General features: G+C 50.2%; 18 protein-coding genes. 7 read left to right on the top strand and 11 right to left on the bottom strand.

Annotation, left to right across the window (positions count from 1 at the left end; genetic code table 11):
* Positions 1-39: 39 nt before the first annotated feature.
* Both AC07OI_RS21000 and AC07OI_RS20995 read left to right on the top strand, forming a co-directional pair.
* Positions 40-693: a VTT domain-containing protein gene (locus tag AC07OI_RS21000; RefSeq protein WP_492706370.1), complete on the top strand. Its 654-nt coding sequence runs from the start codon at positions 40-42 to the stop codon at positions 691-693.
* A 15-nt stretch (positions 694-708) separates the two neighbouring features.
* Positions 709-1,056 (top strand): hypothetical protein, encoded by a 348-nt coding sequence (locus AC07OI_RS20995; RefSeq protein ID WP_495258589.1) that lies wholly within the window; start codon positions 709-711, stop codon positions 1,054-1,056.
* Between the two features lie 3 nt (positions 1,057-1,059).
* Here the strand turns inward: AC07OI_RS20995 and AC07OI_RS20990 are convergent, their stop codons facing one another.
* Both AC07OI_RS20990 and AC07OI_RS20985 read right to left on the bottom strand, forming a co-directional pair.
* The gene (locus tag AC07OI_RS20990; protein ID WP_492706373.1) at positions 1,060-1,680 is read right to left on the bottom strand and encodes a hypothetical protein; all 621 of its coding nucleotides are present in this window, start codon (positions 1,678-1,680) and stop codon (positions 1,060-1,062) included.
* A gap of 96 nt (positions 1,681-1,776) precedes the next feature.
* Positions 1,777-2,400: a LysE family translocator gene (locus tag AC07OI_RS20985; RefSeq protein WP_495258588.1), complete on the bottom strand. Its 624-nt coding sequence runs from the start codon at positions 2,398-2,400 to the stop codon at positions 1,777-1,779.
* A gap of 99 nt (positions 2,401-2,499) precedes the next feature.
* Here AC07OI_RS20985 and AC07OI_RS20980 point away from each other — a divergent pair, with 99 nt between their 5' ends.
* Entirely contained in the window at positions 2,500-3,825 is a 1,326-nt protein-coding gene (locus tag AC07OI_RS20980; RefSeq protein WP_495258587.1) for an aminotransferase-like domain-containing protein, read from the top strand.
* 16 nt (positions 3,826-3,841) lie between these two features.
* Here the strand turns inward: AC07OI_RS20980 and AC07OI_RS20975 are convergent, their stop codons facing one another.
* Positions 3,842-5,257 carry an N-acetylmuramoyl-L-alanine amidase gene (locus tag AC07OI_RS20975; RefSeq protein ID WP_495258586.1) on the bottom strand — a complete coding sequence of 472 codons (1,416 nt, stop codon included), beginning with the start codon at positions 5,255-5,257 and terminating at the stop codon, positions 3,842-3,844.
* A complete protein-coding gene (gene tsaE / locus AC07OI_RS20970) occupies positions 5,221-5,706 on the bottom strand; it encodes a tRNA (adenosine(37)-N6)-threonylcarbamoyltransferase complex ATPase subunit type 1 TsaE (RefSeq protein WP_492706381.1) in 486 nt (161 codons plus the stop codon). The genes AC07OI_RS20975 and tsaE overlap by 37 nt, the downstream gene beginning before the upstream one ends.
* A gap of 80 nt (positions 5,707-5,786) precedes the next feature.
* Here tsaE and queG point away from each other — a divergent pair, with 80 nt between their 5' ends.
* Entirely contained in the window at positions 5,787-6,869 is a 1,083-nt protein-coding gene (gene queG, locus AC07OI_RS20965; RefSeq protein ID WP_492706383.1) for a tRNA epoxyqueuosine(34) reductase QueG, read from the top strand.
* 331 nt (positions 6,870-7,200) lie between these two features.
* On the opposite strand, the gene AC07OI_RS20960 is transcribed toward queG, so the two are convergent.
* The 5 genes from AC07OI_RS20960 to AC07OI_RS20940 form a co-directional block, all read right to left on the bottom strand.
* Complete coding sequence (locus AC07OI_RS20960) at positions 7,201-8,091, bottom strand: AEC family transporter (protein ID WP_492706385.1); 891 nt, start codon at positions 8,089-8,091, stop codon at positions 7,201-7,203.
* A gap of 6 nt (positions 8,092-8,097) precedes the next feature.
* A complete protein-coding gene (locus AC07OI_RS20955; protein WP_492706386.1) occupies positions 8,098-8,688 on the bottom strand; it encodes a response regulator transcription factor in 591 nt (196 codons plus the stop codon).
* A 28-nt stretch (positions 8,689-8,716) separates the two neighbouring features.
* Positions 8,717-10,705, bottom strand: a complete 1,989-nt coding sequence (locus tag AC07OI_RS20950; RefSeq protein ID WP_492706388.1) for a sensor histidine kinase — start codon at positions 10,703-10,705, stop codon at positions 8,717-8,719.
* Positions 10,706-10,872: 167 nt separating this feature from the next.
* Entirely contained in the window at positions 10,873-12,162 is a 1,290-nt protein-coding gene (locus AC07OI_RS20945; protein WP_492706827.1) for a TRAP transporter large permease, read from the bottom strand.
* 98 nt (positions 12,163-12,260) lie between these two features.
* A complete protein-coding gene (locus AC07OI_RS20940; RefSeq protein ID WP_492706390.1) occupies positions 12,261-12,917 on the bottom strand; it encodes a TRAP transporter small permease in 657 nt (218 codons plus the stop codon).
* Positions 12,918-13,463: 546 nt separating this feature from the next.
* Here AC07OI_RS20940 and AC07OI_RS20935 point away from each other — a divergent pair.
* The 3 genes from AC07OI_RS20935 to xerD all read left to right on the top strand — a co-directional run bounded on the left by AC07OI_RS20935 (position 13,464) and on the right by xerD (position 16,617).
* On the top strand, positions 13,464-14,468 hold the full coding sequence (locus AC07OI_RS20935; protein ID WP_492706392.1) for a TRAP transporter substrate-binding protein: 1,005 nt from the start codon (positions 13,464-13,466) through the stop codon (positions 14,466-14,468).
* A 701-nt stretch (positions 14,469-15,169) separates the two neighbouring features.
* Positions 15,170-15,703: a methylated-DNA--[protein]-cysteine S-methyltransferase gene (locus AC07OI_RS20930; protein ID WP_492706393.1), complete on the top strand. Its 534-nt coding sequence runs from the start codon at positions 15,170-15,172 to the stop codon at positions 15,701-15,703.
* Positions 15,694-16,617, top strand: a complete 924-nt coding sequence (gene xerD / locus AC07OI_RS20925) for a site-specific tyrosine recombinase XerD (RefSeq protein ID WP_495258585.1) — start codon at positions 15,694-15,696, stop codon at positions 16,615-16,617. Before AC07OI_RS20930 ends, xerD begins: the two co-directional genes overlap by 10 nt.
* A 66-nt stretch (positions 16,618-16,683) precedes the next feature.
* Here xerD and AC07OI_RS20920 read toward each other — a convergent pair whose 3' ends face one another.
* Both AC07OI_RS20920 and AC07OI_RS20915 read right to left on the bottom strand, forming a co-directional pair.
* Positions 16,684-18,666, bottom strand: coding sequence for a S9 family peptidase (locus AC07OI_RS20920; protein WP_495258584.1), 1,983 nt, complete (start codon positions 18,664-18,666; stop codon positions 16,684-16,686).
* 96 nt (positions 18,667-18,762) lie between these two features.
* Positions 18,763-21,651 carry a TonB-dependent receptor plug domain-containing protein gene (locus tag AC07OI_RS20915; protein WP_492706399.1) on the bottom strand — a complete coding sequence of 963 codons (2,889 nt, stop codon included), beginning with the start codon at positions 21,649-21,651 and terminating at the stop codon, positions 18,763-18,765.
* Between the last annotated feature and the right edge of the window lie 499 nt (positions 21,652-22,150).

The following is a 22,150-nucleotide window of genomic DNA, read 5'->3' as shown; positions in this document are numbered from 1 at the left end:
GCGGCTTTATGTACAGACTATCTAGACCCTGGGACAATAATGGATTTTATGCAACTCCTCGACGTGATTTTGCACGTCGATAAAATGCTGGGCAGTTTCGTTACGCAGTATGGTGCACTGGTGTATGTCATTTTGTTCGCCATCGTGTTTTGTGAAACGGCCTTTGTGGTTTTCCCATTCTTGCCTGGGGATTCACTGTTGTTCATTGCAGGTGCCCTGTGTGCTGCGCCTGATTCCCCCATCAATGTCTGGGTGCTGATCGCCTTGCTGGTGATCGCCTCTATCACTGGTAACTCCATCAATTACTGGATAGGTAGTCTGCTGGGTCATAAGGTCATGGAAAAAGATTTCCGCTGGATAGACCGCAATGCCTTGATGAAGACGCATATGTTTTATGAAAAACATGGCGGCAAGACAGTGGTGCTGGCGCGCTTTATTCCGCTGGTGCGTACCTTTGCCCCTTTTGTGGCAGGTTTTTCCGAGATGACGCACAAGACTTTCCAGCTCTACAATGTACTTGGTGCCTTCTTGTGGGTATTCAGCGTGGTACTCAGTGGTTACTATTTTGGTAATATCCCTATTCTGCGCGATCATTTGAATACCGTCGTCCTGATCGGTGTCGGTGCGGCAGTTGTGCCTGTCGTGCTGGGTGGCCTGTGGAGACTCTTCAGGGGCAAACGCAAACCTTCTTGAAAGCGGGTCTTTATCTTGAAGCCCAGGCAGATTTCATCCACGGTTATCTGGCTACATGCCAGTGCACCAGTCAAGCCTGCCCAGGGTCAGGCCTGTAATGGTTGTGGAGTTTGCTGTGCGGCTGAGCCTTGCCCGGTGGCGCGGGTGTTTTTATGGCAGTTTCGTGGCAGTTGCCGGACGCTGGAGTGGCATGCGGATGTGCAGCAATATCGCTGTGGGATGCTAATCCAGCCTGCGAATTATGTGCGTTTGTTGCCGCGTGCATGGCAGGGCTGGTTTGCCAGACGGGTGAGGCGGTGGATAGCGGCGGGGACGGCTTGTGACTCGGATGCTAGTGTAGCTGTCGCGACCGAGGGTGAATAGCTATCACAAAAACTTCGCACAAATAAACACAAGCACAAAATTGCCGCCCACCAGCATGGCCGGGATGCGCAAATCCGGTTTTAAATCATCCGTATTAAATTCTGCCTTGATCGCGGCGGCGATACCATTTACGGTTTCTTCACGGCTGCCATTTGCGACGGCTGCATTTTTTTCCATGACACGTGCTGCGACGGCGACAAAGTCGAATTTGCTCATCAAACCGCTGAAAATGGCTTTGTTGATTCTTGATTGCTCGCTTAGCGTGGCGATCAGGGCGCTGAGTTTTTCCTGGATGACGGCACTTTTGGCTTGCGCCGTATCGAGTATGTTTGGATAGGCATCGAGCAACTTGCCCATGACAAAGCGGGACAGGTCTTCACCATGTTTTTCTACGATGAAATGAAAGGCAGCGGCTGCACCCTGTTTTTGGCCTATGAAAAAATAGACGATAGGGGCGAACAAGGTCAACGCCCCCATCAAGCCACTGTGGCGTGACCCGCTGTTGGAGAAATACAGGAACAGGACGAGATTGAAAATCAGGCCAAAAACCGTGTATCCAATAATACGGCTGGTCAACTTGACGCCTGCCAGCGCTGTGACGTTCAAAATACTTTTAATTGCCATGTCTGCTGTTCCGTCTGTATGAGGTAAGAAATTATCAACAAATCATAGCACACGAGAAGTTTCACAAAGTAAAAGTAAGATGCAGTACTCAGAGCCTTAGCGCGTCATCAATAGCAAACGCAAAGCCAGCAAGGACAGCACTGCCGCCAGTATGCGCGCCTGCAATTTTGCGGCTTTGGCATGGCGCATCAATGCATGCCGGATGACATGGCCAAAGCTGCCCAGCAAGGCATGAAAGACTGAGCTGATGATGGTCAGTGTTAGACCGAGTAACAGCAATTGCTGTGTGACTGAGTTTGTTTGTGCATCGACAAATTGCGGCAAGAACACCATGAAGAATAACAAGGCCTTGGGATTGAGCAGGCTGTTCAGGCAGGAGCGGGCAAATACCGTGCGCAGCGGCACTGCCTGAGCAGTAGCTGGTATTGCTGAACCAGGATTACGTAGCGCCTTGTAAGCCATCCACAGCAAATACACCGCACCCGCATAACGTATCAAGTCAAACGATGGTGGCCATGCCGTGATGATGGCAGTGATACCGCAGGCGGTCAGCAGCGTGAGGATGATGTCTGCTGCACCTATGCCCAATGCGGCAGCGATGCCGCCACGCACACCATATTGCATGCCGCAAGTCATGACAAAGGCCATATTCGGGCCGGGTGAACATAGTAAAAGCAAGACAGCAATGCTGAAGGTGGCGAGGGTAGTCAGGCTGATCATGGTAGCTGTCCTGGTGGTTGCTGAAAAGATGCAGGCAGTGTAGTCTTTTGATCTGATACAGTAAAAAAATTGTTCTAGATACTTTCATGTTCCTGTCTTATGGCCCTGGCTCGCTATAAATCTATTGTTGATGATTATGCTGCCCGCATACGCAGCGGCAAATTGCGCCCCGGCACTCAGTTGCCGACCCAGCGCAAGCTCATGCAGGAGCATGGCATTGCGCTGGCAACGGCGTCACGTGTCTACACTGAACTGGAGACGCATGGTCTGGTTGCCTGTGAAATGGGACGGGGGACTTTTGTGCGCGATACCAGTTTGCCGCGTGGACTGGGACTGGAACAGCAGACCTTGCAATCTGGTGCGGTGGATTTGATCTTCAATTACCCGTGTTTGCCAGGGCAAGATGAAATGCTGCGCGAAGGCTTGCGCGCAATCGCTAGCTCAGGTGACCTGGATGCCTTGCTGCATGCTGCGCCACAAGGTGGCCGCCCGCATGAAAGACAGATCATCGCCCGCCATTTACGCAACCGCGGTTTGCGTTTACCTGCAGAGCAGGTACTCATCGTCAACGGTGCACAGCAGGCGCTGGCGGTGACTGTGCAGGCTTTGCTGGCACCGGGAGATATTCTGGTCATGGATGCGCTGACTTTCCCCGGCATGAAAACCCTGGCGCAATCTGCACGGCTGGATGTAGAAGCCTTGCCGCTGGCAGAGGGCAAATTGAACTTGCCAGCCCTGACTGCGCTGTGCAAACGACGGCCAGTGCGTGCCGTGTATGTCATGCCCACCATGCACAATCCCATGGGCACGGTGATGACAGATGCGGAACGCAAGCAACTTGCGCAACTGGCGCAAAAGTATCAATTTTTGATCATAGAAGATGGGGCATATGCCTTCCTGGCAGAGCCTGCACCCAAACCTGTTTTCACTTATGCGCCTGAGCAGACCGTGTATATTTCTGGCCTGTCAAAAAGCGTGGCATCGGGTTTGCGCATAGGCATGCTGGCAGCGCCAACAGCATTGATACCTGCACTGGAAACTGCCATCCGCGTCACCTCAGGCAACACGCCATCATTGATGATCGCACTGGCCTGCCTGTGGATAGAAACAGGTGCAGTCGATGAACTGGAAATAAGAAAGCGCAAGGATGCCAGACAGCGTCAACGCCTGGCACGCACAGTTTTGCAGGGCTGCGATGTCAGGTCGCATCCTTCGTCATATTATTTATGGCTGAGTCTGGGCGAAGGCGTGCGTGCTGACCAAGTTACCGTAGAACTGGCGAAGCAAGGCGTCATGGTCAGCACGGCAGATGCTTTTTCTGCTGGAGCCAATGCGCCACAAGCCTTGCGTCTGGCACTGGGTTCCATACCGCTGGATGCGCTGGAAAATGCGCTGCACAAGGTACAAAAGCTTTGCAGTTATTAAGTACCTGCACAACACATCAGGTCATGCGGTTTTTTGCCAGTGGCGGGTTCTTGGAAAAATATTTCTTGATGCCCTTCATGACGGCATCTGCAAGTTGATCCTGGTAGGCATTGTCGGTCAGCTTGGCTTCTTCTTCCGGGTTGGAAATGAAGGCGGTTTCTATCAGGATGCTGGGGATATCAGGGGCTTTCAATACCGCAAAGCCAGCCTGTTCAACCGAACCCTTGTGCAGCCTGTTGATACCGCTGATCTCACTGAGTACGACCTTGCCCAGCTTCAGGCTATCATTGATTTGTGCCGTTGTCGATAAATCGAGCAAGACGCTGGCAAGTTGTTTGTCGTGGGTCTTGATGTTGACGCCACCGATCAGGTCGGCGGCATTTTCTTTATCTGCCAGCCAGCGGGCAGCAGTCGAGCTTGCGCCTTTTTCTGACAAGACAAATACCGATGAGCCACGTGCGCTGGAATTAACAAAGGCATCTGCATGCACTGACATGAACAAATCTGCCTGCACGGCGCGGGCTTTTTGTACCCTGACGTTCAGTGGCACAAAATAATCAGAGTCACGTGTCAGCATGACACGCATATTCGGGTGTTGCTCTATCTTGGCCTTGAGGCGTTTGGCAATCGCCAGCACCACGTCTTTTTCACGGCTGCCGCCACGGCCTATGGCACCGGGATCTTCCCCACCATGACCGGGGTCAATGGCGATGGTGATCATACGCGTCAGTTGTACCGGTTTTTCCTGCTTTTCTATGGCTGGCGCACCGGGTTTGATTTCTGGTTGTGGATCAAGTTTGACTTCTGGCTTTGGTTCAACTTTTGACTCACTCTTGCCCGCCAGTATATCTGCCGGGTTGGCAGTCGCCACCGGAGCCTGATTGATGGCACCGGGTTCCTTGTTCCATTCCCCTTTTTCTATCAATGCCGCCAAAGGGTCAGTAGGGTTGGACGGATAAAGATCGAATACCAGTCTGTGCTTGTAATTACCCACCGGTGGCAGGGTAAATACCTGCGGGCTGACTTCTTCTTTGAGATCGAACACCAGGCGCACGACATTCGGGCGGTTCTGGCCCACGCGCACTTGCTTGATGTAGGGGTCATTCGACTTGATCTTGGCAACCAGCTCCTTGAGTTTGGCATTCAGCTCCAGGCCTTCGATATCGACAAACAGGCGATACGGGTCTTTCAGCACGAAATGATTGGTTTTGAGCTCGCTGTCATTTTCCAGCGTGACGCGGGTATAGTCTTCTGCAGGCCAGACGCGCACGGCCAGTATCTGCGCCGCATTGGCAGCAGGTGCCAGGACAGAGAGCAGCAGAGTACCGCCTGCCTTGAGCAGGACGCGGCGTTTTTGGGAGCGCACTGTATCAGTACCAGACGTACTTTCAGGGCTTACAGATTCGGGGCGAACTTGAGTGATGCGAGACATGCGATACCTTTAGCAGACAACGCGTGCAATTCTACCTCACGACCGTTACCGGCGACGCGCAAAAATACATTCAAATCGGGTTCTGGCAGTACGCCATCGGCTTTTTCTGGCCATTCAACGACGCAGATATTGCTGTCATTAAACTCTTCCCTGAAGCCTGCTTCGGCAAATTCATCTGCACTGATCATGCGATACAGGTCAAAATGCATGATGGTGACAGCCTGGCCCTTGAGTGTGACCTGGTAAGGTTCGGCCAGGGTATAAGTCGGGCTTTTGACGTTGCCATTGTGGCCAGCTGCATGGATCATGGCGCGGGTCAGGGCAGTCTTGCCTGCACCCAGGTCGCCATGCAAAAAGATGCTCATGCCCGGTGTCAGCGCATGCGCCAGGCATTTACCCAGTGCCTGGGTCGCTGCTTCATCGGCGAGTGTGGTCTTATAATGTGACATTTCCTGCAAAGTTTCCTATTCATGAATCTGCCTAACATAGCACAACACCCTCAATCTGTGTACTACAGAGGGGCGGGCGCGTGAGTCTGGACAGCACAGCCCTCGCCGACCTGGCCGGGCAAATACGCCTGTGGGGCAAGGAGCTGGGCTTTGCCGAGCTGCGCATAGGTGATGTCGATCTGTCGCATATAGAAGGCAGCTTCCAGGCCTGGCTGGATGCGGGCTACCATGGTGAAATGGCCTATATGGCAAGTCATGGGACTAAACGCACCCGTCCGGCAGAGCTGGTACCAGGCACGGTCAGGGTGATTTCTGCCCGCATGAATTATTTGCCCAAGACAGAAAGCTGGCGCGCTGAAGAGCAGGGGCAGGCGGCAGACAAGGCCGTGATTTCACTGTATGCGCGTGGCCGCGACTACCACAAAGTCTTGCGCACCCGTCTGCAGCAACTGGCTGAACGCATAGAAAAAGCCATAGGCCCCTTCGGTTACAGGGTCTTTACCGATTCTGCCCCCGTTATGGAAGTGGCGCTGGCAACTAAGGCTGGCTTGGGCTGGCGCGGAAAACATAGTCTGTTACTCAGCCGCGAAGCTGGTTCCATGTTCTTTCTGGGGGAAATCCTGATTGACATTCCCTTGCCTGTCGATGAGCCGGTAGGCGAGCATTGCGGCCAGTGTAGCGCCTGTATGGATGTCTGCCCGACCAAGGCCATAGTTGCGCCTTATACCGTTGATGCGCGCTTGTGCGTGTCTTACCTGACCATAGAGTTGCACGGCAGCATACCAGTGGAATTGCGCCCCTTGATCGGCAACCGCGTCTATGGCTGCGATGATTGCCAGTTGGTGTGTCCCTGGAACAAATTTGCCCAGGCTGCCGCCGTTGACGATTTCTCTGTCCGCAATGGCCTCGACAATGCCCGCATGGTGCACTTGTTTGCCTGGACTGAAGAACAATTCCTGCGCATGCTGGAGGGGAGCCCGATACGGCGCATTGGACATGAACGCTGGTTGCGTAATATTGCGGTTGGCTTGGGGAATGCAGCGGTTAGTATGCCGGGGAATGTTGAAATCGTTGCGGCCTTGCAGGCACGCTTGACTCATCCTTCAGAGATGGTGAGGGAGCATGTGGTGTGGGCTTTGGAGCGGCATAGAGTAGATAGTTAGTCCATCGTATCCAGAGCTAATAAACCGTAATGGTAATTTCGTCGCTCCTGCGAAGGCAGGAGCCCAGTGGCGTTTGTTGTGTACTTTTGTCGCGTGTAAAACGATTGTCCTTCGTGGACACAAGCCGGGTCTCGACCCGGCAATCGAGATACTTTCTTTTGCTTCGCCAAAATAAAGTATCCAAAGAAAAGGCGACCGAGGCGTCGCTGCCCCTCCGGGGTCCCCTTTGCTGCAAGTCAAAAACAGCAACAGAGTCAAAAACAACCCCAAAGTCAACAGCAACGTCAATGCGGCCGCTCGGTATATTGCTGCTTTAATTTTTCCTTGACGATCATCTCACCAAACTCAACCACACCGGCAAAGTCAGCACCGACAATACCGTACTCGCAGAAATCAGGAAGGCCACAAACGGCCCGTTGCCACCCATGCGCGCTGCCAGTACATAGGCACTGGATGCGGTAGGCAGGGCGCAGAAGACTACGGCGATCTGCAATTGCAGCGGTGGCAATTCCAACCAACGCCCCAAAAACAGGGCGATTAGGGGAAGGGCCAGCAGCTTCACCGATAAGAAGTAGGCAGCGATGCCCTTGGCTTCACGCAGGCCGGACAGACGCATGCCTGCGCCAACTGCCAGCAGACCCAACGCAATCGAGGCATTGCCAAGGCGCGACAGGGTGGCTGCTATGCCTTCTGGCATGGGGATTTCGAGCACGCTGAACAGCACGCCGCTGGCGGTGCCGACAACAAGCGGGTTGCTGGCGATTTCTTTCATGAGCCTGCCGCTGTTGTGGGCGAGGGCATACACGGCGCCCATATTACAGAGTGGTACGAGGAAACCAATCAGCAAGGCCATCAATGCTGTCCCTTCTTCACCCGCGAGGCGCGAGGCGATTGCCAGGGCGATATAGGAATTAAAGCGAAATGCTGTTTGCACACCGGATTCAAATATCCTGGGCGCTGTCTTGAACATGAATTTGGCCAGCCAGCCCAGCAACATGCCGCAAGCCGTGGTGATCAAGGCGACCTGTAGCAAATGACCCGTTGAATGAAAATCAAAGCGGGTGCGTGATGTCGTATAAAACAGCAGGGCGGGGAACATGATGAAGTAGACGATTTTTTCCACCCCGGCCCAGAAATGCCCGCCCCAGTGCGCATGACGCGCCAACAGAAAACCGATGAGTATCAGACTGAAGTCGGGGAAGAGCAGGGTGAAAATCGACATCGTTCTTTATTTCAGCAATCCCGCCAGTTCTACTGCAGTCTTGACCTGCATCTTGTCAAAAATATGGGCGCGGTGTACTTCTACAGTACGCATGCTGATGCCTAACTGATCAGCGATGACCTTGTTCATTTTGCCGAGCAAGATCAGGTCAAGCACTTCTTTTTCCCTGGCCGACAGGCTGGCCAGGCGGTCGTGCACCAGTGCGGCTGAACCTGCCTGGCGCGAGATGGCCAGGGCTTCTTGCACTCTGTCCATGAGTTTGTTGTCATTGAAGGGCTTTTCAAAAAAGTCAAAGGCACCGCGTTTGAGGGTGTCCACCGCCATGGGCACATCGCCATGGCCAGTCAGGAAGATGACGGGCAGGCGTTTGGTCAATTGTCTGGCTGCCAGCATCTCAAACAGATTGATGCCAGTCAGGCCGGGCATGCGCACGTCCAGCAGGATGCAATCGCCCTGGGTGTCAAAGATCAGGGGCTTGTCGAGTGCGGTCAGGAATTTTTCTGCGCTTTCGTAGCTGTGCGCGGCAATTTGCCTGGACCTGGCCAGCCAGGATAAAGAGTCGCGTATGACCTCTTCATCATCAATGATATGTAACATGTGATCTCCTGTTTATTGTTTGGCGCACTCATGTTGCTGCGCTCGGATAGTCTTGGATTGGCAAAGCGAATTGGAAAATAGTACCACCGGCTGGATTTTCATGATGTGAGAGCTTGCCGCCATGGAATTCGATCGCGGTGCGGCAGATATTCAGGCCCATGCCCATGCCGGCAGACTTGGTGGTGAAAAACGGTGAAAACAGTTTTTCTGCCACTTCAGCCGGTATACCGTGCCCTCTGTCGGTTACGCTGACGATAACTTGCTGGCTGCTCTCATCCAGCGCCGCCTCCACCCGCAATATGCGTTTTTCTGGTGCGGTGGTTTGCATGGCTTCTATGCCATTCCTGGTCAGGTTCAGCAGCACTTGTTCCAGCAGGACACGGTCAGCCAGTACCAATGGCAGCTTGGGTCTTACCTTCCATTGCAAGGCGACATGGCTGGCCTGCGCCTGTAATTCCACCAGCGGCATAGCGCTCTGTACCAGGTCGGCAATTTGCAGGGGCTCGCGGGCGGCTTCGCGTTTTTTTACGAATTCATGCACGCTGCGTATGATCTGGCCTGCGCGCTGGGCCTGGGCATTAACTTTTTCCAGCGCACTCTGAAACAGGCTACGGTCTATCATGCCGGCCTGCAAGAGATTGACCGCGCCAGTGGTGTAACTGGAAATCGCTGCCAGTGGCTGGTTCAGTTCATGCGCCAGCATCGATGCAATCTCGCCCATGGTGGCCAGTTTGGCGCTGGTATGCAGTTTCTCTTCCTGTTGTCGGGTCAGTTCCTGCGCCCGTCTGAGTTCAGAAATATCGAGGATAGAACTCATCCAGCCCGCCTGCTTGCCCTGCTCATCAATCAGTGCAGATTCATAGATCAGTACCGGAATACGCTCGCCGCTGGCATGCTGGTACGTAGTTTCGAAACCTTCTGACGGCACTGTGCCAGCCAATAATTGGGTAAAGCGCTGCTGGTATTCTTCTATGGCTTCCGGTGCCCAGTAAGGCATGGGCGGCATGCGCCCTATGATTTCTTCTGCCGGGAAACCCACCATGCGGCAAAAAGCCGGATTCACATAAGTCAGGCGGCCTTCCATATCGCGGGCCCGCAAACCGGTGACCAGGGAATTTTCCATGGCGGTACGGAAGGTGACTTGCTTGCGTAATGCACCTTCAGCCGCCAGCCGCCGGTTGATATCGCGCCACAGGGCCAGCAGGCTCCAGATCAGGCCTATCGATAGCAAAATGACCGACAGCACCAGCAGGTTCGACAAGAGCTTGGGTTCAGTCTTGATGCTATTGGTACGCAATACCAGGCTCAGGCTGGGCAATTCCCAGGCACGGCTATGGGTGTAGACGTTTTTACCGCTGCCACCGGCACTGCGTTCCGCCAGGATGCGGTCGTCGATATCAGTGATGGTGATCTGGTTGTCCTGGGCAAACCACCAGGGCACCAGTTCTTCCAGGATGGCATTCATGCGATAACTGATCATCATGCTGCCTATCCTGCGATCGTCCTTGATCAGGGGGATCTGGCAATGCATGAGATAGGCATTCTTGGCATTGATTTCCAGCACAGGCTTGCGGCAGATGGTTTCCTCACTGACATCGAGTTCACCAAATTCAAAATGGGGCAGGGGCAGCCTGTCATTATTTGCTGGAATGACTTCGCGGGTATCGACCAGTATTTTATTATTGGCGTCGTACCAGGCTATGCGCTGGATTTCGCGGTTGTTCTTGAGTATGGTACGGAAGCGCTCCAGCACTGCATCTTTTTGCAGTTTGGACGATTTGATTTCATTGCCTATCTGGCGCAAGACTTCGTCATTGCGGTTGAGCTGGAATTGTATGGCCTGTTCCACCCACAGCGAATCAGCGATCAGTTGTTCCTGACGCTCATTGGCTTCCATGCGTTGCGCCTGCCACGGTAACCAGATCAGCGTGGACAAAAATAACAGCAACAGCAAAATAGGAATAATCCAGCGCCATTTTTGATTGGGCCAGGATTGGGAACGGTGGCGACTTTTCATAAAAACGAGTTTATCGCAGCCTGGTAATTGCTGACAGGGTTAATTGATGCATGTTTAAGGCTTGTTGTTTCAGATCATGAGATCACTTACAAAGAGTGATAGTTGAGGTTGGAAAGTCAAAGGGCCAGAAATATGTGCATTTCTGGCCCTTTACTTCGTTTATTTGCTTACATCATTCCCATGGCCCGTGGCAGCCATAAGGAGAGCCCCGGCCAATACGTGACAATGACGAGGAAGACCAGCATAGTGCACAACCAGGGCATGACCGCAACAGTCAGCTCGGTAATACTCATTTTTGAAATGCCACTGGCCACATACAGGTTCAAGCCTACCGGTGGGTGACAGAGCCCGACTTCCATATTGGCATCAATCAGGATACCAAAGTGAACTGAATCAATACCCAGGCGTATGGCTGCAGGATGCAGGATAGGTGCCATCACCAGGATAATCGAGGATGGTTCCATGACATTGCCAGCCAGCAGCAGCAGGATATTGGTGAAGAACAGGAAGCCAGCCTGGCCCAGTTCTTTGCCCAGGATCCAGTCAGCCATGAGTTGAGGAATATTCTCATGCGCCATCAGGAAGGAGAACAGGACCGCATTGGTGATGATGTACAGCAGCATGGCCGACAGCGCAGCTGAGTTAACCAGCACTTTGGGCGTGTTCGCTATTTTCATGTCCTTGTACACGAAGACTGAGATAAAGAAAGCGTACACGGCGCTCATGGCGGCGGCTTCGGTAGCGGTGAAGATACCGCTATAGATACCACCGATGATGATCACGACCAGCATCAGGCCCCAGATACTTTCACGGAATGCCTTCCAGCGCTCACCCCAGGTCGCTCTCTTCATGCGTGGGTAGCCATGCTTCCTGGCCAGATACCAGGTAGTGGCGCACAGCATGGCCGTCAGCAGCATGCCCGGGAACAGACCCGCTACGAACAAGGCACCGATAGAGGTATTGGTAGAAATTGCATAAATTACCTTGGGAATCGATGGCAGCATCAGGATACCAAGGGAACCGGCAGTGATGATGACACCTGCGCCAAACTGCTTGGGATAGCCCTGTTTGACCATGGCTGGCAGGATGATGGAACCAATCGCCACCACAGTCGCCACGCTGGAACCGCATACCAGCGCAAACATGGCGCAGGAAATGATACCTGCCAGCGCCAGACCACCATGCCAGTGGCCGACCATACTGGTTGCAAAATTGATCATGCGCTTGGCAACGCCGCCATGCGTCAGGAAATTACCGGCCAGGATAAAGAAAGGGATCGCCATGATCTCAAACTTTTCTATACCGGTGAACAGTTTCAGGGCCACCGCCTCAATCGGCACCTGGGTGAGCAGGTACATGAACATCAATACTGTCAGACCCAGGGCAATAGAGACCGGGATGCCGGTCAGCATCAGGGCAATCAGCAGGGCAAACACGATACCGATTTTACCGAACATGCACATGGCACCGAGTGCCAGGGCTATGCCACACAAGACGATGGTGGCACGTTGTTTTGACATCTGTTTGATGCCCAGTGTATCAATGGCGGCACTCATTACACACCTCCTTTAGTTGCTGTTGCGGCTGCTGTAGCCGTTGCAGGTTGTAATTGAATGGCGCTTTCTTCTTCACTCAAACCTTCTACATGGGCATGGTCATGCACAGGCAAATCACCAGTACGATAAAAGATAAGTGCGACCTGAATAAAGCGGAAGCACATCAGATAAGAACCCATCCAGACTGCGGAATAGACTATCCAGGTTGGCCATTCCAGATCTGGTGTGGTCGGGCCTTCAGTCAGTTCAGTAATGGAGAGGCCCAGTGTCTTGAAAACTGCATAATGCATGCCGTTCTCCCATACAAAAGTCAGGCCCAGTGTGCCGATGATACCGGTAAAGATCATGCCGCAGACCAGTGCTGTATATACAGTCGCATTGCGCCATTCTGCAGGCAGGCGGGTTACCAGCACGTCAACGCCCACATGCACACCGGCTCTTACGCCATAGGCGGCACCAAACTTGGCCATCCAGACGAACATGATGATGCAAAGCTCTTGCGCCCAGCTGAAGTGCAGGGACAGTAGCCAATCCTGTACCACTGGAATACTGAAGCCAGTACCGTAACGATGGAGAACAGAGACGAAGATGATGAACGTTGCACCACCCATAAGGGCAGCGATAATCCACTCTTCCAGATGATCGAGAAATTTCATGGCAGGATCCCTTTGGAAAAAATAACGCGATTGTGAAAAGACAGGCAGTATTTTGTTTAAATATGCCTTGGTGCCGATCCGGGTAGATAATATTTGTAGCGCATTGTGGAGCGATCTGCTGCTATCGTCACAAGCTACAATTTTGCATTCCGTATCGCTACCGCAAGTCAGGACGACTGGCGGGCTTCAGCTAAGCAATGTGGATTTTTGCTTCATAAGGTCCCCGTATTGTAAGAATTAATTTTTATTTTGCTTCCCATTTTCAAGTAGCAATGCAGCTGCCACAACTGTGGTTTTCCACATTGTGTCATACAGTATACTTTTGCAAAAAACAAAGCTGGCGAACTTTGATAAAGCTATGATGGTTTTTCAATGCCATATTTCATGCATGGAATAGGTATAAGTATAATAATTTTTCGATCAAATGGCTGGGGCAATGTCATTTCTGTGCTGCCATGGCCAGACTTGTGGTTTTCCACAGTTGGCAGATAATGCTTACCTTGCAATAATCAGTGCAACAATCCATAAAAACGTCTGGAGACAAATATGAAACTGAAGTCAGTGCTGTTTTCCCTGTTGACCGCTTCCCTCGTGAGTGGTGCTGCATTTGCGCAAGCACCTATCGTCATTAAATTCAGTCATGTGGTTTCCAACGATACGCCTAAAGGCAAAGCTGCCGAGCGCTTCAAGGAATTGGCTGAAAAAGCCACCAAGGGGCGCGTCAAGGTTGAAGTTTATGCCAACAGCACCCTGTACAAAGATAAAGAAGAACTGGAAGCACTGCAATTGGGTGCTGTGCAAATGCTGGCACCTTCCCTGGCCAAATTTGGCCCGCTGGGCGTGAAAGAATTTGAAGTTTTTGACCTGCCGTATATTTTCCCTTCCAAAGATGTGCTGTACGCAGTGACCGAAGGCCCAATCGGCAAAGACCTCATGAAGAAGCTGGAGCCCAAGGGCATCATCGGCCTGGGCTTTTGGGACAATGGCTTCAAGGTCATGTCCGCCAACAAACCCATGCATTTGCCTGCGGATATGAAGGGACAAAAGCTGCGTATACAATCATCCAAGGTACTGGATGCACAAATGCGCGCTCTGGGTGCCAATCCTCAGGTGCTGGCATTCTCTGAAGTTTATCAAGCCTTGCAAACGGGTGTTGTTGATGGCACAGAAAATCCGCCATCCAATCTGTATACGCAAAAAATGCATGAAGTGCAAAAGCATGTCACTGTAACCAATCACGGTTATCTTGGTTATGCAGTCATCGTCAATAAAAAATTCTGGGATGGTTTGCCAGCAGATATACGTGCACAGTTGGATGAAGCGATGAAATCGTCAACCAAGTATGCGAACGCGATTGCCCAGCAAGAAAATGACAACGCACTGGAAGCAGTTAAGAAATCTGGAAAAACGGCAGTCTATGTGCTGACCGACAAAGAAAAAGCTGAATGGCGCAAGGCCTTGTTACCTGTACAAAAAGAAATGGAAGGACGTATAGGTAAAGACCTGATTGCCAACGTCAACAAAGAAGCCGTCAAACTGGGTTTCAAATAATTTTCTGAGTAATCAAAAACCATCATGACTTTGTCATGGTGGTTTTTTTATTTTCAAGCTTGCAAATAGAGGTGCTCTGGTAGCAGGCAGGCTTTATGTAAGGCCCAGGCAGCCATTTTTCAGAGTCCCCAAATTGGTGAATAAACTGTGCAACCGTAGCCGTTTTGCCATGCTTCGCGACGAAGGTGTTGGGGCTTTTGCTTATTGCTTACGCAGCGCCTGCTATCACAGGCTTGTCAAATTTGCTTTGCAAATAAGTTAAACAAAGTAAACTGACCAAAGTTTAAAAGAAATTGCTGTGTTTCCCGCAAGGAAATACGGCATTTTTTATTTTGGCAGAATTTAAATTGGTGTTGCCTAGCACATTTTTTAGGTTTATGATCGATTTTCACATATCTGCAACAATGCACTGTTTTGTATCATTTTTATTTTGAAAGCCAAAACTTGTCATGCTATATTCACGGCAGTTCAGAATTCTGCAAGACAAAAACAAGAAGAAAAAGGCACACAGGTTTAAAAGGCGGTAGTGCAAAATAACGGTAACAATACCGTACACACTGAGGAGACGCGCGTTTTTACTACAAGCTGAGCGGATGTGATAAATTTAAAAAAATCGCATACGCTAAACAGCCGAAAACGCGAAAGATGTTTTAAGGGCGCATCGTATGATGCGCCTTTTTTCTTTTGTCAAAAAGGAAATCATGTTGAACAAAGAATCTAAAGAATCCAAGGAAGCAGGTTTTTTTTCCGCCATCGTCGAAGCACCTTTTGGTGCCGTCGGCATACGCTGTGAAGACCAGAAGGTAAGCGAGCTGGTCTATCTGCCACCACGCTTCCAGGAAAAGGCGCCCACTGACAAAGTGGCTGAAAAAGCTGCCAAACAGATATCTGCCTATTTGCAAAACCCGGACTTTCAATTTGACCTGCCTTTGAAAGAGGCGGGTACTTTGTTTCAGAGTAAGGTCTGGCAGGCCATCTCTTCCATACCGCGTGGTCAGGTGCTGACCTACGGCCAAATTGCCAAATACATACGCTCTGCACCGCGTGCAGTTGGCCAGGCTTGTGGTGCCAACTGGTACCCGTTGGTGATCCCATGTCATCGTGTCACTGCAGCTGGTGGCCTGGGTGGTTTTGCTCATCATGATGATGAAACAGGGTTCCACCTTGGCGTGAAGCGCTGGTTGTTGACCCATGAAGGTGTGCCAGGTTTTACCCAGGAAGCATTGTGGAAGTAAAGCAGCTACCTGTAATCTTGCCTGAAAAATTAACGGCGCAAATCGACCAGTTTTGTGATGCACTGTGGCTGGAGGATGGCCTTGCAAAAAACACCATAGAAGCTTATCGCCGTGACATGCGTTTATTTGCTGAACATTTGCATAAAGAACAAAGCAAACATTTGTATGAAGTCAATCATGCTGACATAGGCAATTATATTGCGGTCAAACATGGAACATCTAAAGCCAGTTCTGCCAACCGGCGCATGAGTGTACTCAAACGCTTTTATTTGCTGGCGTTCCGTCAAAATTTGATCAGTGAAAATCCCTGCACCAAATTGCGCTCGGCCAAACAGGGGCAGCGTTTACCGAAAACCCTGAGCGAAGCCCAGGTCGTGGCTTTGCTACAGGCCCCGGATGACACAAATCCGCATGGCTTGCGCGATAAGACCATGCTGGAATTATTGTACGCCTGTGGCTTGCGTGTCAGCGAACTGGTAGGTTTGCGCTCGATAGAAGTCGGTTTGAATGAAGGCGTCCTGCGTATCACTGGCAAAGGCGACAAAACCAGGCTGGTTCCCTTTGGTGAAGTGGCACGTGCATGGCTGGAGCGCTATCTGCGCGAAGGGCGGCCAGCTATCCTGAATGGGCAGATTGATGATGCCCTGTTCGTCACTGCACGCGGCGGCGCCATGACCAGGCAGATGTTCTGGATACTTATAAAAAAATACGCGACGCAGGCAAATATCACTACTCATTTGTCACCCCATACTTTGCGTCATGCCTTTGCCACGCATCTCTTGAATCATGGTGCCGATTTGCGGGTCGTGCAGTTATTGCTTGGCCATGCAGATATTTCAACGACCCAAATTTATACACATGTGGCACGTGAGCGTTTAAAAAAGCTGCATGCCTTGCATCATCCACGCGGTTGATTTACTTGATCGCGGATAAAAAAATCCACGCAAATCAGCGTGGATTTTTAATTGAAGCGTATGGATTTATTTTACTGCCGTATTTTCTTCCAGGAATTTTTCTACCCTGTTCCAGAAATCGACATTGTTTTGAGGCTGACGCCAGCCATGGCCTTCACCTGTATAAGTGATCCATTCCACTTTGGTAGTAGCTGGCACCGCTTTTTTGAAACGCTCACCATGTACCAACGGGACACGGCGGTCTTCTATGCCATATGCCAGAATTAAAGGCTTGGTCAGGCGACTTGCCTGCTCTACTGGCGAAGTAGCTTTTAATTGTGCCGCATCTTTTTCCTGGTCACCGATGAGGATAGGCATACCGTAGCGTTGCCAGGTACTGCCAGCTTGATCACTCCAGCTTACATCATAGAGCAGGTTGATGTCGGTAACACCGACCCAACTGATACCGCAGCGGTACAGGCCTGGTTCTTTGATCAACCCCATCAATACCGCATAACCGCCATAGCTGGCGCCGGCGATACAGATACGCTTTGGATCGGCATAGCCCTTTTCAACTGCCCATTTCGTGACATCAGTAACGTCGTCCTGCATGGAAAGACCCCATTGTTTCCAGCCAGCTCTGTTCAATGTCTTGCCATAACCTTCGCTGCCACGGAAATCTGGCTCTATGACGATATAACCACGTGAAGCCAGGAATTGTGTTTCCCGGTTCCAATCCCAATGCCCGCCACGCACATATGGACCACCATGTACCATGACTACCATTGGCAGATTCTTGCCAGTGCTATTTCGCGGAATGGTGATATAGGCCGGAATTTCCAAACCATCGCGAGCCTTGACTCTGACAAAGTCTTTGTACGACATCTTCTTGGAATCAATTTCTGGTTTGCTGTCACCAATGGCCGTAAATTGTTCAGTTTTTGTGTTGTAGATCAGATATGAACCAGGGTGAACGTCTGAAAATGAATGTACGACAATTAAATCATTTTCAGCGTTAGTGCCACCGGACAAACTGTTGACTGTGTTTGGCAATGCTTTATCAATTTTCGCTTGATAAGATTTCCATTTTTCATCAAGCCACAATACGCCCGCAGCATCACTTTCATAGCTGATACCCAAGAGTTTGTTTTGCTTATTGTTGAAGATAAACCTGCCAGCGAAATCAAATCCTTTGGTCGATACAATGGGTATATCGTCGATTTTATTTTTTTCCAGGTCATAGCGATAAATGGAAGTTGTGTCCTGTCCCTTGTGAGCCCTGACATAGAGCTGGCCATCCGGTGCAATAAATGCAGGCGCGAAACCATCTTCCTTGATATTGTCAAACGTAATCAGATTGCGCCATTGCTGGGTTTTTGGATCCTTATATTCAATACCGGTCATATTATCTACTTGGGTAGTTGCAATCCGAAGCTGACCAGATTTATCGAGCATGAAACCTACTGAGTTGACTGGCGCAAGAATGGTTTCGTTCTGTCCTGTCACTGTATTCAGTTTAAGCAACGCTGCGCTGCGATTTTTACGATTACCCGTTTGACGAGTTACATATATATCGTTTTCTTCGTTTGAACCGACGGTGGAATGAAGTTCATGCAGGCCGTTGAGTACCCGTGTTTTTTCCCCACCCACGCTACCTATCAACTGACGAATTTCAGTACCATCTTTATTGATGGCAAATGTCCCGCTACCACCGCGACCCTCACCAATCAGTGCGCGAACATCGCCGATGCTGAAAACCAGCCTTTGGCTACTGACCCAATTAAAAGAAACAACATCTGTTTTGTCATAGCCGGCAATAACTTTGGGCGTCAGGGTGGCCGCATCGAGAACTGACAATACAAACCGATCGTTACTATTCAATGCCAGCATGGCGATTGATTTACCATCTGGCGACAGCTGTACTTTTTCAATGTGAGAAATTTTGAAGAAATTTTCAACCGGGATTTTTTCTTGTGCTGGCGTCTGGGCATGAACTGCTGCCGTCAGACTGAAAGCGATAAATGCGCAAGCAGAGAGTTGCCTGCACATGGTATTGAGCAGTTGTTTCATTCTTTTTCCTATGCAGTTCAATTTTGAAAAATAAGAAGCACTAAAAATAAACGCCCCGGATTACGAGGCGTTTATTCATGACACTACATTAGCCGATCAACGGAAAACGTATCTTGCTGACAATGTGAAATAACGACCGAGGTTGTTATGCAAAGTCGAGTTGTAACCTTGCTGGATAGTTGCAGCAGTGGTCGATGGATTGTAAGGTGCTTTGGAATCAGTAACGTTTCTGATATTGATGCCCAGAGTCAGGTCTTTAAATCCAGTGTAGGTGTAACCTACGTCCAGAGTAGTCCAGCTTGAGATTTGGCAATCTGGGAAATACTTGGTGTAGTTAGGTTGGTTAGCAAAAGTCGCGCCTGGAACACCAGCCGGAACACCGCTGCCATAGTAGCAGTATGGTGTTGCATAGGTTGTGGCGTTGTCATAGCGACGATATTCCGCGATGCTGTCGGTGAAGTTGATCGTACCGTAGGCAGTATGTGGACCTTTTTCCCAAACCGTACGCAGTGTTGCACGCAGACGTGGGATAGGACCAACGGAAGTTGCCCAGTCATTGATACCACCGGCTGTACCAACAGCATTTCTTTCTACGTCGCCTGGAGCTTCTGCACGACGATAAGAAATCAGGTACGTGGATTTAAATGAGGTAGACAGCTTGCCATTTTCACCCAGGTTGTTGCGCATTTTCAGCTCAACGTCCACACCACTGACTTCAGTACTGCCTTGGTTAACCCAAGGAGTTTTTACTGCCAGCAACGGACCTGTACCAGGGATAGGATTGCCATTGGCATCCTTCAACTGATTCAATGGGTTTGTGTCGCGGACAATGTAGTCAGCTGGGAAGTTACCTGGATGTTCCAGCAGGAAAGTAGAGCTACTCAGGGCAACTTCACCTTCTTGACGCAGTTTGTATGCATCTACAACGATGTCAAAGTTGGCTGTTGGAGAGTAGATCAGACCCAGAGCATAGCTCTTGGATTTTTCTGGTTTCAGATCAGGATTGGCACCACCGACACCGGATACACTCTTGGAGCAGTCAGCCTGTTCAGCACCTGCAACAGGGTTTGCACCATTCGGGCAACGGATAGGATCAACTGTACCGTTCAGGAAGAACTGCGCACCACCGGCAGCAACCTGGGACAAGGCTGGAGCGCGGAAGCCTTCAGCATATGTACCACGGAATGCCAGACCGTCAACAACTGTCCATTTTGCACCGACTTTAGGTACGAAATTACCTTTGAAAGAAGGGTATTTATCGTAACGGCCAGCGAAGTCCATTTCGAAGTTTTTCAGGAATGGTGTACGCAATTCGAGGAATGTAGAAGCTACATTACGTTGCGCATCAATCGCAGTTGTTGACAGACCCAGAATGTCACCGCGTGCATTGACCGGATCTGGGTTGATGGACAGTTTTTCTTGACGGAATTCAACACCGGCAGCAAAGCCGATTGCACCGCCACCGAGAGAACCAAATTCTGTCGTTGCCTTGGCATCCCACTGAGCGATTTCAGCAGTTGCTTTGTTGACCAGAGTCGGGCTGATGGTAGGATCAGCTGCGATGGAAGCCAGTGAGCGGTTTTCTGTAATCAGCTTGCGCAATGTAGGCAGATACAGGAAGCCAGTCGTAGCTTCTTCGCGTTTGGAACGGTTCCACAATACTGCAGTTTCCCAATCCCATGTAGAAACGGTGCCTTTCAAGCCAGCAACCAGACGTGCGCTCTTGTTATCGAGATCAGTACCTGCTTTCAGGTTCTCAAAGCGATAAGACACGGCAGAACGTGCATCAGGATTTGGATTGTCCGGGTGACCAACTGGCAAAATTGCCTGGAAAGGCGTTGCCAGACCACCAACCAGGAAGTTGGTTGTTGGAGATGTACCACTGATGGAACGTGGTGAAGAGCGATAAACGCGCTTGGAATCTGTATAGGCAAACTCACCAAAGGCAGACAGCTTGTCATTGATTTTCAGATTGCCAACGGTCATGAAGTTGACGTCATCACCTTTGGTCTGTGCATCAGTATCTGCATCCAGATCGTAGTTACAGAACGTGCGGCCGAACAGTACGCTTGTAGATGCAATATTGTTTGATGCTGCACCGACGATTTTGCGTGAAGGGTCGCAATTGGTCTGGTTGATAACTGTTGCGCCTGTCGTGAAGAAGGACAGGGAGCCAGGAGTACGTTCTTTATAGAAGAAAGCCTGGTTGGAAATGCTGCTGCTATAAGGATTCAAACGATAGTTAATGTCAGCATAGGCTTGAGCATTGATATCGTTGGAACCATTTTTCATGGTTGTGGCGTTTTGTTTTCTATAATCGATAGCAAACAAAGCGTTATAACCCTGGCTGGAATAGTCACCAAAACCAATCGTACCATTCACGTTTTGACGACCAAACTCACGGTCATCATTAGCTGCGGCGGATACTGCAATTTCACCGCCCTGATAGTCACGCTTGGTGATGAAGTTGATAACACCGGCAACCGCATCGGAACCGTAAACTGCTGACGCGCCATCTTTGAAAATTTCTACTTTTTCAATCGCGGACAGAGGGATGCTGTTCAGATCGTACAGTGTCGATTGACCATTGTTTGGGTTCGCATACGCAGATGGCGTCATGCGGCGACCATTCAACAGAATCAGTGTGGAAGTTGAACCCAGGCCACGCAGGGATGCTGTTGCAACACCGCGGGAGAAACCATTTTGGTCTGGAGTGTCGTTATAACCACCAGTACCCATGGAAGGAACATTTTTCAACAGTTCGAGAACCGTTGTCGCACCACTTTGCTTGATTTCTTTAGCAGTGATGGTTTGAATCGGTGATGTGCCTTCTTTATCAGCGCGCTTGATGTTCGAGCCGGTAATTTCGATACGTTGTGGTGCTTCAGTCTGAGCGTGGGCATAGCCCCCGATCAGCATGGAGCCAGCAAATACGCTGAGCGCCAGGCGCACTGACTGCACGCCTATTTTTTCTTTAAATATCATTATTGTTCCCTCTTTGTTGATAGACCAGATGCAATCGGGTGCCGGATCCGTGTTGGCAGTTAGGTTCACTTCAGAAATTTTGTAAATTTCTAAACTTTCCTGTACTGCTACCTGATGAAATGCTGCCGAATCCATCCTCTTTATAAATGCGTGCGGGAAGTGAAAGGCAATGAATCAAACAGAACTTTATTATGTAAATAAAATACCTTTCGGGGAAAGCATTTGTTACTTTTTTTTGGTGGCTTGTTGTTTGATGGCGACAAGAAATGAAAATTTAATTTCTAAATTTTCATGAAAATGATTTTTTGTGATCTTTTTGAAAATGCATTTATTTTTATATAAATTCAGGTAATAAGCTTATAAAAGCTCGAAAAATGAATCAGTTATAAGAAAATAAGCTGGAATTGTTGTCATTTGCATGTTTAATCTGAACTTGAGAAATGCGAAAAAATTTTCAAATTTCCGAATTTCTGTAAAAATCCAGCCTGATAATAAGTTC

The sequence above is a fragment of the Undibacterium sp. GW821-FHT07F11 genome (genome assembly GCF_059418665.1).
This window is presented reverse-complemented; position numbering and strand designations above follow the sequence as displayed.